At 54.9% G+C, this 17,367-nt stretch carries 15 protein-coding genes and 1 other RNA gene; 4 read left to right on the forward strand and 12 right to left on the reverse strand.

Features of this window, described 5'->3' with window-relative positions; translation table 11 throughout:
- The first annotated feature begins 255 nt into the window (after positions 1-255).
- From EKN83_RS13475 to EKN83_RS13485, 3 genes are all read left to right on the forward strand, one after another.
- A complete protein-coding gene (locus EKN83_RS13475) occupies positions 256-648 on the forward strand; it encodes a DoxX family protein (protein ID WP_023309292.1) in 393 nt (130 codons plus the stop codon).
- Positions 649-720: 72 nt separating this feature from the next.
- On the forward strand, positions 721-1,707 hold the full coding sequence (locus EKN83_RS13480) for a glutathione S-transferase family protein (protein ID WP_047959515.1): 987 nt from the start codon (positions 721-723) through the stop codon (positions 1,705-1,707).
- A 106-nt stretch (positions 1,708-1,813) separates the two neighbouring features.
- Positions 1,814-2,179, forward strand: a complete 366-nt coding sequence (locus EKN83_RS13485) for a DUF805 domain-containing protein (RefSeq protein ID WP_025759870.1) — start codon at positions 1,814-1,816, stop codon at positions 2,177-2,179.
- A gap of 41 nt (positions 2,180-2,220) precedes the next feature.
- Here EKN83_RS13485 and EKN83_RS13490 read toward each other — a convergent pair whose 3' ends face one another.
- Positions 2,221-3,123 carry a LysR family transcriptional regulator gene (locus EKN83_RS13490; protein ID WP_025759871.1) on the reverse strand — a complete coding sequence of 301 codons (903 nt, stop codon included), beginning with the start codon at positions 3,121-3,123 and terminating at the stop codon, positions 2,221-2,223.
- Between the two features lie 103 nt (positions 3,124-3,226).
- Between EKN83_RS13490 and EKN83_RS13495 the strand changes: the two genes are divergently transcribed.
- A complete protein-coding gene (locus tag EKN83_RS13495; RefSeq protein WP_025759872.1) occupies positions 3,227-3,928 on the forward strand; it encodes a pirin family protein in 702 nt (233 codons plus the stop codon).
- Between the two features lie 101 nt (positions 3,929-4,029).
- Here the strand turns inward: EKN83_RS13495 and EKN83_RS13500 are convergent, their stop codons facing one another.
- From EKN83_RS13500 to garL, 11 genes are all read right to left on the reverse strand, one after another.
- Positions 4,030-5,334: a serine dehydratase subunit alpha family protein gene (locus EKN83_RS13500; RefSeq protein WP_126801117.1), complete on the reverse strand. Its 1,305-nt coding sequence runs from the start codon at positions 5,332-5,334 to the stop codon at positions 4,030-4,032.
- Between the two features lie 20 nt (positions 5,335-5,354).
- Positions 5,355-6,686, reverse strand: coding sequence for an amino acid permease (locus EKN83_RS13505; protein WP_126801118.1), 1,332 nt, complete (start codon positions 6,684-6,686; stop codon positions 5,355-5,357).
- Positions 6,687-6,947: 261 nt separating this feature from the next.
- Positions 6,948-7,358 carry a Spy/CpxP family protein refolding chaperone gene (locus EKN83_RS13510; protein ID WP_045286334.1) on the reverse strand — a complete coding sequence of 137 codons (411 nt, stop codon included), beginning with the start codon at positions 7,356-7,358 and terminating at the stop codon, positions 6,948-6,950.
- Between the two features lie 153 nt (positions 7,359-7,511).
- Positions 7,512-9,806 carry a formate C-acetyltransferase gene (gene pflB, locus EKN83_RS13515; RefSeq protein WP_045286335.1) on the reverse strand — a complete coding sequence of 765 codons (2,295 nt, stop codon included), beginning with the start codon at positions 9,804-9,806 and terminating at the stop codon, positions 7,512-7,514.
- A 15-nt stretch (positions 9,807-9,821) separates the two neighbouring features.
- Positions 9,822-11,030 carry a propionate kinase gene (gene tdcD / locus EKN83_RS13520; protein WP_126801119.1) on the reverse strand — a complete coding sequence of 403 codons (1,209 nt, stop codon included), beginning with the start codon at positions 11,028-11,030 and terminating at the stop codon, positions 9,822-9,824.
- 29 nt (positions 11,031-11,059) lie between these two features.
- Positions 11,060-12,391, reverse strand: coding sequence for a threonine/serine transporter TdcC (gene tdcC / locus EKN83_RS13525; protein ID WP_045286337.1), 1,332 nt, complete (start codon positions 12,389-12,391; stop codon positions 11,060-11,062).
- Positions 12,392-12,400: 9 nt separating this feature from the next.
- Entirely contained in the window at positions 12,401-13,390 is a 990-nt protein-coding gene (tdcB, locus tag EKN83_RS13530; RefSeq protein ID WP_047959859.1) for a bifunctional threonine ammonia-lyase/L-serine ammonia-lyase TdcB, read from the reverse strand.
- A 115-nt stretch (positions 13,391-13,505) separates the two neighbouring features.
- Positions 13,506-14,426: a transcriptional regulator TdcA gene (tdcA, locus tag EKN83_RS13535; RefSeq protein ID WP_126801120.1), complete on the reverse strand. Its 921-nt coding sequence runs from the start codon at positions 14,424-14,426 to the stop codon at positions 13,506-13,508.
- 686 nt (positions 14,427-15,112) lie between these two features.
- Positions 15,113-15,489, reverse strand: an RNA gene (gene rnpB, locus EKN83_RS13540) — RNase P RNA component class A.
- A gap of 59 nt (positions 15,490-15,548) precedes the next feature.
- Complete coding sequence (gene garR, locus EKN83_RS13545) at positions 15,549-16,439, reverse strand: 2-hydroxy-3-oxopropionate reductase (RefSeq protein ID WP_126801121.1); 891 nt, start codon at positions 16,437-16,439, stop codon at positions 15,549-15,551.
- A gap of 20 nt (positions 16,440-16,459) precedes the next feature.
- Complete coding sequence (garL, locus tag EKN83_RS13550; protein ID WP_045284775.1) at positions 16,460-17,230, reverse strand: 2-dehydro-3-deoxyglucarate aldolase; 771 nt, start codon at positions 17,228-17,230, stop codon at positions 16,460-16,462.
- Between the last annotated feature and the right edge of the window lie 137 nt (positions 17,231-17,367).

Here is a 17,367-nt window from a genome sequence, read left to right on the forward strand (position 1 = left end):
TCAAGGGAGAGGGGGTTGTCTGTGCAGGCATTATTTTGTGGGGATTCCTCAGCCCTGTGGGAGAGGGTTGGGGTGAGGGCACCAGCGCGCACGCTCCCTTACTCAATATCTTTGAAAAAGATTGACAGTTTTCCTTGCTAACAATCGCCAACCGTCACGTTTATGATGCTCTCCATCGACAGCAATACCGCGGTATCTACCCGGAATTGCAGACAAATAAAGTTCAGCCGCTGATGTGGTTTCCTGGAGAGTAAAATGAAAAAATTAGAAGATGTTGGTGTACTGGTAGCACGTATTCTGATGCCAATTCTGTTCATCGTGGCAGGTTGGGGCAAAATCACCGGTTATGCGGGTACCCAGCAGTATATGGAAGCCATGGGCGTTCCGGGGTTCCTGTTGCCACTGACTATTCTTCTTGAGTTCGGCGGCGGCCTGGCGGTACTGTTCGGCTTCCTGACCCGTACCACCGCGCTGTTTACCGCGGGCTTCACCGTGCTGACCGCGTTTATCTTCCACAGCAACTTTGCGGAAGGCGTGAACTCTCTGATGTTCATGAAAAACCTGACCATCGCGGGTGGCTTCCTGCTGCTGGCCGTCACTGGCCCGGGTGCATACAGCATCGACCGCGTTCTGAATAAGAAATGGTAAGCACGCTATACTGAATGAACACAAAGCGAGGAGATCTCTCCTCGCTTTTGCTATCTGACGGAGGAGAAAAGAATGGGACAACTCGTAGACGGCGTCTGGCAGGATGTCTGGTATGACACCAAATCCACCGGTGGACGCTTTAAGCGCTCTGTTTCGGCCTTCCGTAACTGGCTCACCGCCGACGGGGCTCCCGGCCCAAGTGGCGAAGGCGGCTTTGCGGCCGAGAAAGATCGTTATCATCTTTATGTCTCCCTTGCCTGTCCGTGGGCGCATCGCACGTTGATTGTGCGCAAGCTCAAAGGTCTTGAATCCTTAATTCCGGTTTCCGTGGTGAATCCGCTGATGCTGGAAAACGGCTGGACGTTTGACAGTGACTTCCCTGCCGCGACCGGCGACGATTTATACCATCATGATTTCCTTTACCAGCTCTACCTGCGGGCCGACCCGCACTACACCGGGCGCGTGACCGTGCCGGTGCTGTGGGACAAGAAAAACCAGACGATTGTCAGCAATGAGTCTGCGGAAATCATCCGCATGTTCAATACCGCATTTGATGCCCACGGCGCCCGCGCCGGGGATTACTATCCGGTTGAGCTGCGCGATAAAATTGATGAGCTGAACAGCTGGATTTACGACAACGTCAACAACGGTGTCTACAAGGCCGGTTTCGCCACCAGCCAGGAAGCGTATGACGAAGCGGTCGGAAAAGTCTTTGAATCTCTTGAGCGTCTGGAGCAGATCCTCGGCCAGCACCGCTACCTGACGGGCGATCGTCTGACGGAAGCGGATATCCGCCTGTGGACCACGCTGGTTCGCTTTGATCCGGTCTATGTCACCCACTTTAAGTGCGACAAGCACCGCATCAGTGACTATCTGAACCTGTATGGTTTCCTGCGCGACATCTACCAGATGCCGGGCATCGCCGATACGGTCGACTTCGACCATATCCGCACTCACTATTTCCGCAGCCACAAGACCATTAACCCAACGGGCATTATCTCCATTGGGCCGTGGCAGGACCTGGATGAACCGCACGGGCGCGATGTGCGTTTTGGATAAATATTAAGGGCATCAATGGATGCCCTTTTTTAATTCACAATCTCCATCTATCCTTACCTCGATCGCTTAGAAAACAAGTGATTGACTGACTAATGAGGCAAGGAAAATGGACTGGTATTTAAAAGTACTGCGCAACTACATTGGATTTGGTGGCCGCGCCCGCCGCAAAGAGTACTGGATGTTCGTTCTGGTGAACTTCGTCCTGATTATGGTGCTGGGCATCGTGGATAAAATTCTCGGCTGGGAGCGGGCTGGCGGTGAAGGCGTACTGACCACCATCTATGGCCTGTTAGTCCTGCTGCCATCGTGGGCGGTACTGTTCCGTCGACTGCACGATACCGATCGTTCGGCGTGGTGGCTACTGCTGCTGTTGATCCCGATTGTGGGCTGGATCGTGATTCTGATCTTCAACTGCCAGAGCGGTACCCCTGGCGAAAACCGCTTTGGTCCGGATCCGAAAGCCGGCGTGTAAATCAGAGCCCGGTGGCGCTTACGCTTACCGGGCCTACGGATCTACTTATTGTGGTGCGCAAAGAGCTTTGGAATTTCTCGCAAACACCACGACTTGGCTTCGCCCATGCTGTCACGACGCCATGCCATAATGATATCCACCTCGCTGGTGTATTCCGGGCTCACAACCCGCAACCGTCCTTCCGCAATGTCTTTTTCCACAAACGGGTATGGCATCGTCGCCACGCCTAACCCTGCCAGCAGCGCCTGGCGCTTATCTTCCAGAGACGTAACGGTGAGTCGCGGCTGTTTATCCAGAAGCTGTACCGTCAGCACCGGACGTTCACGTGCGGTATCCGCAACCGCCACGCCGCGATACTTCACGCGAGTGACTTCAGAGAGTGGCTCCGGCTCCTGGTGAATTGGGTGATTGGGTGCGGCAACGTAGACGTTCATCACGCTGTAAAGCTTGCGCGAGTTGATCTCCGACGAGGAACGGAAGTGCATGTCCGGCGCAATGACGATGTCCGCCCTGCCCGTCTCCAGCCGCTCCCACGCCCCTGCCAGCACCTCAGTGATGATCGACAGCTGGGTGTTAGCCTTCGCCGCCAGACGGTCCACCAGCGGGAACAGCGATTCGGTCGGCACCAGGGCTTCCGTCACCAGCGTCAGATGAGTTTCCCAGCCACGAGCCAGTGCTTCGGCGTCCGTCGTGAGCTTATCCGCCGCTTCCAGCAGCACGCGGCCGCGCTCCAGCAGCATCCGCCCGACGTTGGTGAATTTTGTTCGATGACCGGAGCGGTCAAACAGCACCACGTCCAGCTCTTCCTCCAGCTTTTGCATGGTGTAGCTCAGCGCAGACGGAACGCGCCCCAGCTCATCTGCCGCCGCCGCAAAACTGCCGCGCCGGTCGATTGCGTCCATGACGCGAAGCGCCTCAAGCGTCAATGCTCTCTCTTTAGCCATCTCGTTCTCATTCAGGAAATTTGAACATACCCGGCAGAATATCTGGCTAACAATGCAGCGTCCATACCTTTACCATTGTTTTAGTGTAAAGAGAGGTCAGTTTATGATTACGACAAGAACAGCTAAACAGTGCGGACAAGCCGATTTCGGTTGGCTGCAGGCCCGCTACACCTTTTCCTTTGGACACTACTTTGACCCTAAACTCCTCGGTTACGCATCACTACGTGTGTTAAATCAGGAAGTGCTCGCCCCGGGCGCCTCCTTCCAGCCGCGTACGTACCCGAAAGTCGATATCCTGAACCTGATCCTGGAAGGCGAGGCAGAATACCGCGATAGCGAGGGCAATCATGTCCAGGCGAAGGCTGGCGAAGCGTTATTAATTTCCACACAGCCGGGCATCAGCTACAGCGAGCATAACCTCAGCAAAGACAAAACGCTGACCCGCATGCAACTGTGGCTTGACGCCTGCCCTGAGCGGGAAAACCCGCTGGTACAAAAGCTAGACCTGACGGGCGATAAGCAGCAGCTGATTGCATCACCTGACGGCAGCAAAGATAGCCTGCAGCTGCGTCAGCAGGTGTGGCTGCACCATATCGAACTGAAGAAAGGTGAACAGGCGAGCTTCCAGCTTCACGGTCCGCGCGCCTATCTGCAGTCGATTCACGGTACGGTGCATGCGGTAACGCATACGGAAGAGAAGGAAGCACTCACCTGCGGTGACGGGGCGTTTATTCGTGATGAAGCGAATATCACGCTGGTCGCGGATACGCCGCTGCGCGCGCTGCTGATTGATTTGCCGGTTTAGAAATCCCCCTCACCCCAACCCCTCTCCCCAAAGGGGCGAGGGGCTCGATTGGTTCCCTCTCCCCTTTGGGGAGAGGGCTAGGGTGAGGGGCGAGGAACTATTCACAACACCTTACTCGCCATAATCTCAATAATCTGCCGGTCCGTTGCCTGCATCGAACGGCACGCGAGCGCGCACAGGTTCGCGATCGACTGCTCCACATCGTGCGCCACAATGCCTTCGTTGCCCGTCACAGCCGAATCATCCAGCGCCATCATCACCGCTTTCCACGCACTTGCCACGCTGGTAGAGACCTTCATGGCACAGCTGTTTGAAGCGCCGTCGCAAATCATCCCGCTGACGTCGCCGATCATGCTGCTGATGGCCATCGCAATCGTCTGATAACTGCCGCCCATCAACCACGCCATACCCGCCGACGCCCCCATAGCCGCCGTTGTTGCCGCACACAGCGCCGACAAACGCGGAAGCTGGGCGTGAATATAAATAGCGGAAAGATGAGACAGCATCAGCGCCCGCGCCAGCCGTTCGTCGTCGGCCTGAACGTGCTCAGCGACCACCACCACCGGCATGGTGGCGGTAATGCCCTGATTGCCGGAACCCGAATTGCTCATCGCCGGCAGCGTCGCGCCGCCCATGCGGGCGTCCGAGGCCGCACTGGTGCGAATAACAATGTCTGAACCCAGATCCTGCGCCAGCCATCCTCGCGCACGCTGCTTATTCAGCGTGGCACCAATGTGCAGCCCCCACTTCCCGCTGAGCCCTTCCCGGGAGAGCGCATCGTTTAGCTGCCCTGCTTCCAGAATAAAACGGATCGCCTCAAACGGCACCTGCTCGACAAACTCCAGGATCTGCGACAGCGTGGCGTTTGTCAGCACCGCCAGCGGATCGTCATTTTCTTCGCCCTGTTGCTCCTCAAGCGCAAAGCGCGTTTCGTCCTGATAAACCACCTCCACCACCCGGGTATGCCCACCGGCAATGGTCACCATTGCCGAGGTATCTCCGGCATATACCCGGGCGCGCGAGTAGAGGATTTCATCGCACGGCTCCTGCAGTTTCACCTGGACCTTACCAGAGGTCAGCAGCGATTTGGCCTGTACCAGCGCCCCGGCTGACGCGTCTTTTAACACCTCCAGCCCGGCGTGCGCGTTACCGCCAACCGCGCCCAGCGCTGCCGCAATCGGTAACCCGACCATCCCGGTTCCCGGCACCGTCACGCCAAGCCCGTTTTTCATCAGGTTCGGCGAGACCCACGCCTCAATCTGTGTGACATCACCCGGCAGAAGGTCTGCGGCCATCGCGCAGGCCAGCGCCAGAGAGACGGGTTCGGTACATCCAAGTGCGGGTTTAACTTCTTCCTGCACTGCGCGAATAAATTGATTCCATAAAGGATAAGTTTGCTCAGACATCGTTACGACCTTAATAATCCTCAGGAGAAGGCGAGGAAAGGAGAAACACAAAGCAGCAGCCCGGTGATAACAATAATCACCAGCGAAACGCCTTTATATTTGTGCAGTGCCGGGACCTTACAGACCAGCCATGCGGGGATCAGGCAGCCCACCATGCCAAAAATGGGGCTGCAAATAGACGTGAAGCTCAACACCGGCGCATTTAATACAATCGCGCTCCAGGCCAGCAGGATGGCGAACAGCATAATCCCGCGCTGGACGGCGTTCTCATTGATTTTCTCTACCGGCATTTTGCGGCGCAGGATATTCATGACGATACCCTGCGTGGCCTCGCGAAAACCGAGGTAGACGCCGAAGAATGCGGTCATGACGGCAAAGATATTCAGGATCACGCTGACGATTTTGACCCAGCCCGCGCCGTCGCCGCTGATAAACTGCGCCGCTATCGCCAGGGCAGAGATATTCTGTTCATAGGCTTTGACCGCCTCATCGTGTCCCATCGCCAGCGTAAAGGAGACAGCATAGAAGAAGACCGTTACAAACAGCACACCAAAGGCAATGTTCATTGCCCGCAGCGCTTTATGACGCGCCACCTCCACGGATTTTTCCCGTGAACGGTATGAGATCACCATCGGGCTCAAGGTCTGAATAAACAGAATGGAGGTTAAGGTAAAGGGTAACGTGATGATGGCATTTTTTACCAGCAGCCCTACGGGCGGCAGCATGCCTACGTTGGCTAAATGCCACAGACCTATCATCGACACTCCCAGCGCCGCGACCACGAATAATTTGGTCAACACCATCAGGCTGGAGACTTTAAACAGCAGCTTTTCCCCCCGTGAGGAGATGGCCACCAGAATACAAATCAGGAATAACCCGTAGAACGGATTTTCAGAGAGCAAATGGTCGGTCACACCAAAGGTATGCAAATACGATGCGCTGTCGTTGGTAATGGCGGTGGAATAGACAAACATCCAGATCACCAGCATCACGAAATAGAGCGCACCTAATAAAATACCCCAGTTCTTGCCTAAATAACCGCTAATGACGCTTGGGTAATCTTTGCATTCCGGTGATTCCGCAAGGGTATTAATAAACAGACGTTGGAATAAATACATGGCCGGATAACCGATAACGGACGAGAGTAAAAAGACCCACAGCCCCATGAGTCCTACCTGCACTGGGAGAAAAACAATCCCCGCGCCGATAGCCATCCCGATACTCATGATGACCCAGCCCGTATCGGTGCTGTCGAATTTAATTGCCGCTTGCCACTCACTTTCGCTCATTCCCGCACGCCTTGCCGCGGGGGAATCATTCACAATCACACTGCTGTTTGTTGCCGTATCCATTGGGCACTCGCTTATTTTGTAGGGTAAACAGTTGTTTTTATAGGTTTCCGATCGCCAGCGATTGCGATTCAGAGGGTTGCAGGTGTGTGTTATTGGTGTGGAAAGATCATATCCGGAGCGCGGGAGAAAAAGGTCACAACATTAATAAGGATATTCGTTGTCGGGAGGAAATTTTGCTTCTGAAGGAGGATATTCAGAGCCAGTTTTCTAAAAGTGATGACGATCAAGAAATAAATACCCGCGCCATGCGCGGGTAGGAAATCACTCAGCCAGCGCGTTAGCCATATCGGTTCTGATCTGCTTGCGTTGCTCCGGCGTCAATACCTGGCTGACGTCGAAGTAATATTTCACGCGGTAATAACGGGTCTGCTCTTCAATTTTGCTGAATGCGGTAAGCTGGCTTTTCACTGTGCTTTCGTCCCATTTACCTGCCTGGAACATGTCGATCAGCGCACCGTCCTTCACCCCCGTCATCGGGATCTTGCTGACATTTTCTTCCAGTTGCTTATGCAGATCTTCAATCTTCTTAACCTGCTCGTTGCTGAGCTTCAGGTGCTGTACCAGCGGATCCTGCGAGGGCGACGGGGCAGCCTCAACGTTAGCGGCCTGCGCCGTAAAACTGCACACCACCAGTGAAGCAGCTGCCAACGCAATGCGGGTCATTTTCATCATCTTACAGTCCTTACAATCTGTTATAGGAAAAAGCAGGCGTATTGTTTTTCAAGAACGGATGAATATGTGTGAGTAATTATATAAACAATTTTGTATGTTAAGCGGGCCAAAAAAATGCCCCCTGCGGTGAGGGGGCATCAGGACTCACTTGCGTCAGATGGATTGCGTAAACGTCCTGGAGATCACATCCTGCTGCTGCTCACGCGTCAGGGCATTAAACCGCACCGCATAGCCTGAAACGCGGATCGTCAGGTTCGGATAATTCTCCGGGTGCGCAATGGCATCCAGCAACATCTCCCGATTCATGACGTTGACGTTAAGATGCTGTCCCCCCTCAATGGCCGCTTCATGGTGGAAGTAGCCGTCCAGCAGCCCCACCAGGTTAGTTTTGCGCACCATCTCATCTTTACCGAGCGCCTGCGGCACGATGGAGAAGGTGTAAGAGATCCCATCTTTGGCATAGGTGAACGGCAGCTTAGCGACCGAGGTTAACGAAGCCACGGCCCCTTTTCTGTCGCGACCGTGCATCGGGTTCGCGCCTGGCGCAAACGGCGTGCCGCCGCGGCGTCCGTCCGGCGTGTTGCCGGTCTTCTGACCGTAAACCACGTTGGAGGTAATAGTCAGGATCGACTGAGTCGGTACCGCGTTGCGGTAGGTTGGCAGTGCCTGAATTTTCTTCATAAAGCGCTCCACTAGGTCGCAGGCAATGCTGTCCACGCGGTCATCGTTGTTGCCGTACTGCGGGTAGTCCCCTTCTATCACAAAATCGACCGCCAGACCGGTGTGGTCGCGCACCGGTTTCACCGTGGCATATTTAATAGCGGACAGGGAATCCGCCGCCACCGACAGGCCAGCAATACCGCAGGCCATGGTACGGTAAACGTCCCGGTCGTGCAGCGCCATCAGCGAGGCTTCGTAGCTGTACTTGTCGTGCATGTAGTGAATGAGATTCAGCGCGCTGATGTACTGCACCGCCAGCCAGTCCATAAAGTGATCGAGGCTCGCCATCACGGTGTCGTAGTCCAGCACGTCATCCAGCAGCGGCGCGGTTTTCGGGCCGACCTGGATCTTCAGCTTCTCATCCATCCCGCCGTTGATCGCGTACAGCAGCGTTTTGGCGAGGTTGGCGCGGGCACCGAAGAACTGCATCTGCTTGCCGATCACCATCGGGCTGACGCAGCAGGCAATGGCGTAGTCGTCGCTGTTGAAGTCGGCACGCATCAGATCGTCGTTCTCATACTGCAGCGACGAGGTGACGATCGATACCTGCGCGGCATATTTCTTGAACGCGATCGGCAGTTGTTCAGACCAGAGGATCGTCAGGTTAGGCTCCGGCGCAGGCCCCATGGTGTGCAGCGTATGCAGATAGCGGAAGCTGTTTTTGGTCACCAGCGTGCGTCCGTCCAGCCCCATCCCGCCGATCACTTCCGTCGCCCAGATCGGATCGCCGGAGAAAAGCGTGTCGAACTCCGGCGTGCGCAGGAAGCGCACCATGCGGATCTTCATAATGAAGTGATCGATCAGCTCCTGCGCCTGGACTTCATTCAGCCGCCCGGCCTGCATGTCGCGCTCAATGTAAATATCGAGGAACGAGGCCGTGCGACCCAGCGACATCGCCCCGCCGTTCTGGGATTTCACCGCCGCCAGGTAGGCAAAATAGACCCACTGCACCGCTTCCTGGGCGTTCATCGCCGGACGTGAAATATCAAAACCATAATTCGCCGCCATCTGCTGGATCTGCAGCAGCGCACGTTTGTGTTCCGCCAGCTCCTCACGCAGGCGGATCGTCGCCTCAAGATCTTCACCACGTTCCAGTCTCGGCTGGAGATCGGCAAACTGCAGTTCACGCTCGCGCACCAGATAACTGATGCCATACAGCGCCACGCGGCGGTAATCGCCAATGATGCGTCCGCGCCCGTAGCCGTCCGGCAGCCCCGTCAGCACCCCGGATTTACGGCAACGCATCATCTCCGGCGAGTAGACGTCAAATACGCCCTGGTTATGGGTTTTACGCAGGTCGGTAAACAGGTATTCGAACTGCGGATCCATCTCCCGCCCGTAGGCTTCGAACGAGCTGCGGATCATGTTGATCCCGCCGTACGGATGCAGGGCGCGCTTAAGCGGTTTATCGGTTTGCAGACCGACGATCGTCTCCAGATCCTGGTCGATATAGCCCGGCCCATGAGCCGTAATGGTGGTGGCGATATTGGTGTCAAAATCTACCGGGGCGTGGGTGGCATTCTCCTGACGAATGCCGACCATTACCTTCTGCCACAGCGCCGTCGTTGCTGGCGTCGCCTGCGCGAGGAAAGCTTCGTCGCCTTCATAAGGGGTGTAGTTATGCTGAATAAAATCGCGCACGTTGACGGCGTTTTTCCATTCTTCACCGCGAAACCCGGCCCATGCGTCGCTGTAGGGTGCGACGCCCGTATCGATTGTTACTTTCATCTTATTCTCGCTTTATCAGGCGTAAGCCGCAGCCGGGGTAACCTTCCCAAGACGGAGGGCATCCAGTGCGATCATTTTTTCTTCGTTGGTAGGGACAACCGCGCAGGCTACGCGGGACGACCCGGTGGAGATCACGCGCTCACCCACGCTGCCCGGCAGGCCATTTTTGGCGTCGTCGAGGATGAGGCCAAAGACCTTCAGGTGTTCCGCCACCAGCGCGCGGATAAGCGTCGAGTTTTCGCCGATACCGCCGGTAAAGACCACGCCGTCCAGGCGGTGCAGCGATGCCGCGTGCCCGGCGATATGGCGCGCAACGCGGTGAACGAAAGTCTGGATCGCCAGCTGCGCGCGTTCATGACCCGCGTGCCAGGCCTTCTCCAGCGCACGCAGATCAGACGAGAGGCCGGAGATCCCCAGCAATCCGGACTCTTTATTGACCACGCGCTCCAGATCCTCGAACGACTGGCCGGTCTGCTGGGCAATCCACGCCATGGCGCCAAAATCCACGTCGCCACAGCGTGTGCCCATCACCAGCCCTTCCAGCGGCGTCATGCCCATGGAGGTATCCACGCTTTCGCCATTGCGCACCGCGCAGATGGAGGCGCCATTACCGAGATGGGCAATCACCAGACCGCTGTCATCAGGGGACAGCCCGAGAAGCGCCTGCGCCCGCCCGGCCACATAGCGGTGAGAGGTGCCGTGGAAGCCGTAGCGACGCACGCCCAACTCTTCATAATAGCGGTACGGTAAGCCGTACAGATACGCCTGCGGCGGCAGCGTCTGATGGAAGCTGGTATCGAACACCGCAACCTGCTGCACGCCAGGGAAGAGGCGCTCTGCGGCTTCCACGCCGCTTAAGTTGGCGTAGTTATGCAGTGGCGCCAGCGGGGAAACCTGACGGATCTGCGCAATCACCTCCTCCGTAATCAGGGTCGACTCGCTGAAGAGGTCGCCGCCGTGAGCAATGCGATGGCCAATTAAGGCCACGCTGCTCATCAGGTTACGCTTCTCCAGCTCCAGGGCGATGGCAGCCAGCGCCCCTTCGTAGTCATGGTGAGCCAGTCTGGCTGGCTCACCCCCGTTTACGGAAATAAAGGCGTTATCCGTGTTGATGCCGTCTGCAATGCCCGTCATCAGGGCGTCACAGGCGCTGGCATCGAGCACCGAAAACTTAACAGAGGACGAACCGCAGTTAATAACCAGTACTACCGGAAACTCAATCATGGTGTGGCTCCGCTCTTCCTGAGCTTTGGTTAGAACAGTTTGTAAACGATATTCAGAATGGTCAGCAGGCCCACAACCGTGACGAAGATGTTCTCCGGTCTGCCTTTAAACTTCGCCATGGCTGGCGCTTTGCGGATGGCATACATCGGCAGCAGGCACAGCAGAGAGGCGATGATCGGCGCCCCCATCGCTTCGATAAGGTCAAGAATGTTCGGGTTGGCGTATGCAACAACCCAGGTGGATCCCATGATGAACACCATGCTGATGGTGTTCAGCTTGCCCACAGAGACCTTCTTCTTGTCGCCCTTATAACCGAACTTCAGGATCAGACCGTTCAGCCCTTCCAGCGTGCCCAGGTAGTGACCAAAGAAGGATTTGAAGATAGCGACCAGCGCGATGATGGAAGCCCCGTATTCCAGTACCGTCGCGAAGGTCGATTTGGTTCCCGACATCGAGGCAAAGTGGTTCGCCAGGTATGAGAGCACCGGAATGTTCTGCGCTTTGGCATCCGCCATGTTCTGCGGAGAGAGCGTAAACAGACAGCTAAAGGCGAAGAACATCACCACGGCGACCATCAGCAGGCTGGCGCGACCGATGATTTTGGAACATTTCTGCTCGGTAAATTCTTTTCCGTACGCCGGCTCGTACTCTTCACGCTTGGAGACCACAAACGAGGAGACAATCGGCGAGAAGTTAAAGGAGAAGACCATGATGGAGATGCCCAGCCACACCGTCACCAGAATGCCGTCATGGCCGGTGAAGGCGATATCGCTCAGGTTGACCTGGTCGATAACCGCCGAGTTCCAGTAAGGGATCAGCGACAGGGAAATCAGCACCAGACTGGCGATAAACGGGAACACCAGGAAGCTCATCACCTTCACCATCAGGTCTTTGCCGAACCAGATTACAAAGGCCATCAGCAGCAGCAGGAACAGCGCCACCACGCCGCGGTTCAGCGCAGGCAGCTGGAGCTGGTTTTCCCAGAAAGTCATAAAGGTGTTGGTAATGGTGACGCCGTAAATCCACAGCAGCGGGCAAATGGCGAAGAAGTAGAGGAAGGTAATGACCACCCCACCGGTTTTACCAAAATGCTCTTCCACCGTTTCGGTGATGTTGCCGGAGACGTTGCTGCCGGACAGGCACAGACGCGCCAGCGCACGGTGGCAGTAAAACGCGATCGGGAAGGCGAGAAGCAGCATCAGCAGGATAGGGATCAAGCCACCAAAACCTGCGCGAATGGGGAAGAACAGCACGCCTGCGCCAATGGCGGTTCCGAACAGGCCAAGCGTCCAGGTGGTATCAGACTTACGCCAGGAGGACGTTTTTGTCTGGCCAACGATAATGCTTTCTGTGTTGCTCATAGGTCACCTTTATGCGTCAACGAAGCCGGTAATTTGGGAAACACGGGAGAGGTCAATATTGCCGCCGGAAATAATGCAGACGGTTTTACGACCCTGAATATAGTGGTCAAGCTTGCCGCTTAATAACGCGGCACAGGCCAGCGCGCCGGCACCTTCGGTCACCACTTTATTTCGCTGAATAAGTGCAATCATGCTGTCGCGAATGTTCTCTTCACTGACCAGTACGATGTCATCGACCAATTCACGAACAATTTCGAACGTTAATTTACCCGGGCGAGAGACATCGCAACCGTCGGCTAATGTACCGGTGACGCGATGATTCATAATTTCTCCGGCCTGATACGATGCCGCCATCCCGTGAACATTTTCTGACTGCACGCCGATAATATTGATGGTGGGGTTGATGGATTTAATCGCCGTCGCGATCCCGGCAATTAAGCCGCCACCGCCGATTGGCACAATGACGTTATCCACATCGTACAAGTCTTCGAGAATTTCCAGCCCGATGGTGCCCTGTCCGGCGATTACTTTGGCGTCATCGTAAGGCGGGATAAAAATACGCCCTTCCATCTCGACGATTTCGCTGACTTTGGCGATGGTGTCATTGAAGTTCTCCCCGTGCAGCACGACCTCCGCCGAGTAGTCGCGCGTCGCGGCCACTTTAGATTTCGGCGCGCCCATCGGCATCACCACTTTGCCGTCAATGCCCAGCATGGCACAGGAGAGAGAGACCCCCTGCGCGTGGTTTCCCGCGGAACAGGCAACCACGCCTTTGCGTCTTTCTGCATCGGTCAGCGAGCTTAATTTGTTGAACGCACCGCGAATTTTAAAGGAGCCGGTACGCTGCATATTCTCAAATTTAAGGAATATTTCACCCTTACAACGTTCGCTGAGGTAATTCGAGCGCGGCATGCCGGTTTTATATATTTTTCCTGCCAGTCGTTTTCTGGCATCCTGAATATCTTCAATCGTTACCGGGAGATCGTAGGTAATATGCATAATATCCTCGTTATAATAATTCATTCTTTTCAGGCAAAGTCAGGGTATCAGAGCACGGCTAAAATAAGCTCTGGGTGTTTTAAAAAGGTTTAATGCTTATTAGGGCGTTAATATATCATCGTCGTCTTTCGCCAGTGAGTGACGCATATTGTTTTGCCAGTTCGACTAAGACTGACGCCGATTTTTTTATTCTGTAATTTTTTGACCATACGGCGGCATAACGCGCCACGGGTAATTCATCTTCCACTGGCAGGACAATAAATTGATCGGAACCGAACGGGGCAATCATGTCACGGGGAATGACCGTCAGATAATCGGCATTCAACACAAGGTTATAAATGGTGACGACGGAATCGGTCTGGACGATATTTTCAATGCTGATGTGGTTGTCTTGCAGGGTGGTCAGGAGTTCTTTGTAGTAGCCCATGTCGGTTTGCGGCATCACCCACTGCTCGTGGGTGAGTGATGCCAGTGTCGTCGGGCCGGTGCACGTTCGTGATTTGCTGGCTACCGGCACAAACTCAGATTCGAACAGCGGCTCGACGTGCAGATCCTGCAGCAGCATTTCATCGCTCAGCGTACCGATGGCAAAATCCAGCCGACCGTCGCGAATGGCTGGCAGGAAAGATGACAACTGCGCTTCATACATGGAGACACGCGCTTTCGGGAACACTTCCTTGAATTTTTTGATCATTTCAGACAGGAAGGTAAAACCAATCAGCGACGGATAGCCAAAGGAGACGTCCATGACGGTGCTGAAACTCAGACTGTTGATTTCGCTCACCATGTTTTTCATCTCTCGGGTGATCGACTCTGAGTACGAGAGCAGAACCTGGCCCGCGGCAGTGAGTTTTACGCCGGTGTTTTTACGCACCATCACTTCGACGCCAAAGTAGGACTCAATATCGCTGATAATTTTGCTGACGGCGGGTTGTGTCAGCCCCAGTTGTCTTGCTGCAGAACCTATGGAGCCACTTTTAATGACTTCCTGAAATACCACGAGGTGCTGTGTTTTCGGTAGAATAATAGTGTTCATAATATTCTGAGCTTATTTCCCTATGACGGGGTGGATTCTACTCAATAATGTTTCAGGGGGTATGTGCTGTTACTCACAATTTGCCTTTTCGCACCCAATACAGACCGGACCAAAACCCATTAAAAACCTTTATTATCAATGCAATAACTCTATCGTTACGCGCCATTACGCTGATATTGATCAATAAAAACCGGGGTGATAAATTTATTTTATGGCAATAACACGGATAAATTTTGCTGCATTAAAAAAATCAATAAAGACGATCTTTCAGGCAATTAAAGGACAATAAATAACCACTACTCTTTTGAAACATTCTTTTAATTTCTAAAAATTTTCAGGCGTGATTGGGCAGACTGGCATTAAAGAGTGGAATACGTCACACATTCATGGAGTGAATGTTTTTAATTTCAATATGTTTATATCATACGAGAAAAAAATCGAGATCATTAAGGTAACATTCATAACAAACTATCAATACCAAAAAATGACCACTTTTTAGCGTGAAATTTTGTGATGACGATCGTCTACAGAGGCGGGATGAACACTGACGGGGCAAAAACAGTGAAATGTGCTTAATGTCGCAAATATGAGAATTGATGTCGTTTGTACGGTTGCCGGGTGGCGCTGCGCTTACCCTACCTACACACCCTGAAAGCAAAAACCCCGCCGAAGCGGGGTTTTCTAAGAAGTGAAACTGACCGATAAGCCGGGTTCTGTCGTGGACAGTCATTCATCTAGGCCAGCAATCGCTCACTGGCTCAAGCAGCCTACCCGGGTTCAGTACGGGCCGTACCATGTGAACCCCTATTTGGCCTTGCTCCGGGTGGAGTTTACCGTGCCACGGACTGTTACCAGCCGCGCGGTGCGCTCTTACCGCACCCTTTCACCCTTACCTGATCCCGCTTGCGCGGGCCATCGGCGGTTTGCTCTCTGTTGCACTGGTCGTGGGTTTCCCCCCCAGGCGTTACCTGGCACCCTGCCCTATGGAGCCCGGACTTTCCTCCCCTCCGCCCGTCTCCCCCGAAGGGGACGACGACGAAGCGGCGACTGTCTGGTCAGCTTCGGCGCGCAGTATAGAGGGTTTGCGCGCCGCTGTCACCCTCAGGTGTGGGCAAGAGGCGATTAACGGGCGACTTCCACCTTCGCCAGCTTTTCGTAATAGCACGCAAGCGCGCTGTGATCGGCCGTGCCCAGGCCATCCGCGCGCAGCGCCTGCATCATCTCCATGACCGCCGCCGTCAACGGCAGCTGGGCTCCCACGCCGTGGGAGGTATCCAGCGCGTTGGCCAGGTCTTTAATATGCAGATCGATACGGAAGCCAGGTTTGAAATTTCGGTCCATCACCATCGGCGCTTTGGCATCCAGCACGGTACTGCCCGCCAGCCCACCGCGAATAGCCTGATAGACCAGGTCCGGGTTGACGCCCGCTTTGGTTGCCAGCGTCAGCGCTTCCGACATAGCGGCAATGTTCAGCGCCACAATCACCTGGTTTGCCAGCTTGGTCACATTACCCGCCCCGATGTCCCCCGTATGCACCACGGAGCCCGCCATCGCTTTCATCAGATCGTAGTATTTGTCGAAAACGGCTTTCTCACCACCGACCATGACCGACAGAGTACCGTCGATCGCTTTTGGTTCGCCGCCGCTGACCGGCGCGTCCAGCATATCAACGCCCTTTGCTTTTAACGCCTCGCTGATTTCACGGCTTGCCAGCGGCGCGATAGAGCTCATATCGATCAGCACCAGGCCCGGCTTCGCACCGTCGATGATACCGTTCTCACCCAGCGCGACCTCTTTGACATGCGGTGAGTTTGGCAGCATGGTGATGATGACATCGCACTGCTCAGCAATGGCTTTGGCGGTGGTGGCCGTTTCTGCGCCAGCCGCCATAAGCTCAGCCACGGCCTGCGGATTGTGATCGGATACCACCAGTGAGTAACCTGCTTTGATGAGGTTCTTACTCATTGGTTTACCCATGATCCCCAGGCCAATAAAACCCACTTTCAGCGTCATAGTCTTTTCCTCAATGATGGTTATTTTTTAAAAGCGTCCGCTAATTTCTGCGTGGCCGAGCGGAATACGCCGAGGTCGCTGCCGACGGCAACAAACGTGGCTCCCCACTCCAGATAGCGGCGGGCATCCGCCTCAACCGGTGCCAGAATGCCGCTGGGTTTGCCGTGCGCGCTGGCGCGGGCAAAGATGTGCTGTATGGCACGCTGTACGTCCGGGTGACCGGCATTGCCCAGGTGTCCGAGCGCGGCCGCCAAATCGCTTGGGCCGACGAAGATACCATCCACGCCGTGGGTGGCGGCAATCGCATCGACGTTATCAACACCCTGCTGGCTCTCGATCTGGACCAGGATGGTGATATTGCTGTTGGACTGCACGAAGTAGTCCGGGACGGTGCCAAACATGTTGGCGCGGTGCGAAACGGAGACCCCGCGGATCCCTTCCGGGGGATAGCGCGTGGAGGCCACAGCCAGCGCTGCCTGCTCTGCCGTTTCCACAAACGGGATCAGGAAGTTGTAGAAACCAATATCCAGCAGACGCTTAACGATCACCGGCTCATTGGTGGGTACGCGCACTACGGGGGCACTCGGGCTGCCTTTCAGCGCCATCAGTTGCGGAATAAAGGTGCTGATATCATTCGGCGCATGTTCGCCGTCCAGCACCAGCCAGTCGAACCCGGCCAATCCCAGCACTTCCGTGCTGATGGGATTTGCCAGCGCGGACCAGCAGCCAATCTGAATCTGGTGCGCCGCGAGGGCCGCTTTAAACTTATTCGGGAAGATATCGTTATTCATCGCGTTTACCTTTTTAATTCCGCAGCCTTGTTCAATATCATTTTATTTATTCAGACGCAGCGACAGGATGATATTTATTATTCTGACCTGGTTTGGCGTAATAAAATCGTCATTCAGTATAAGACGCTATTCATGTC

It is taken from the genome of Enterobacter sp. WCHEn090032 (genome assembly GCF_003986875.1).
Lineage (GTDB): Bacteria > Pseudomonadota > Gammaproteobacteria > Enterobacterales > Enterobacteriaceae > Enterobacter > Enterobacter sichuanensis.

Bases quoted from the DNA above. Each gene is read 5' to 3' on its own strand.
- garL (WP_045284775.1), bottom strand. From the start codon at position 17,230: ATGAATAACGATATCTTCCCGAATAAGTTTAAAGCGGCCCTCGCGGCG.
- tdcD (WP_126801119.1), bottom strand. From the start codon at position 11,030: ATGATTGAGTTTCCGGTAGTACTGGTTATTAACTGCGGTTCGTCCTCT.
- garR (WP_126801121.1), bottom strand. From the start codon at position 16,439: ATGACGCTGAAAGTGGGTTTTATTGGCCTGGGGATCATGGGTAAACCA.
- EKN83_RS13510 (WP_045286334.1), bottom strand. From the start codon at position 7,358: ATGATGAAAATGACCCGCATTGCGTTGGCAGCTGCTTCACTGGTGGTG.
- tdcA (WP_126801120.1), bottom strand. From the start codon at position 14,426: ATGAACACTATTATTCTACCGAAAACACAGCACCTCGTGGTATTTCAG.
- pflB (WP_045286335.1), bottom strand. From the start codon at position 9,806: ATGAAAGTAACAATCGATACGGGCGTCGCACCCTACAGCGACGCATGG.
- EKN83_RS13505 (WP_126801118.1), bottom strand. From the start codon at position 6,686: ATGGATACGGCAACAAACAGCAGTGTGATTGTGAATGATTCCCCCGCG.
- tdcB (WP_047959859.1), bottom strand. From the start codon at position 13,390: ATGCATATTACCTACGATCTCCCGGTAACGATTGAAGATATTCAGGAT.
- EKN83_RS13500 (WP_126801117.1), bottom strand. From the start codon at position 5,334: ATGTCTGAGCAAACTTATCCTTTATGGAATCAATTTATTCGCGCAGTG.
- EKN83_RS13485 (WP_025759870.1), top strand. From the start codon at position 1,814: ATGGACTGGTATTTAAAAGTACTGCGCAACTACATTGGATTTGGTGGC.
- EKN83_RS13495 (WP_025759872.1), top strand. From the start codon at position 3,227: ATGATTACGACAAGAACAGCTAAACAGTGCGGACAAGCCGATTTCGGT.
- EKN83_RS13490 (WP_025759871.1), bottom strand. From the start codon at position 3,123: ATGGCTAAAGAGAGAGCATTGACGCTTGAGGCGCTTCGCGTCATGGAC.
- tdcC (WP_045286337.1), bottom strand. From the start codon at position 12,391: ATGAGCAACACAGAAAGCATTATCGTTGGCCAGACAAAAACGTCCTCC.
- EKN83_RS13475 (WP_023309292.1), top strand. From the start codon at position 256: ATGAAAAAATTAGAAGATGTTGGTGTACTGGTAGCACGTATTCTGATG.
- EKN83_RS13480 (WP_047959515.1), top strand. From the start codon at position 721: ATGGGACAACTCGTAGACGGCGTCTGGCAGGATGTCTGGTATGACACC.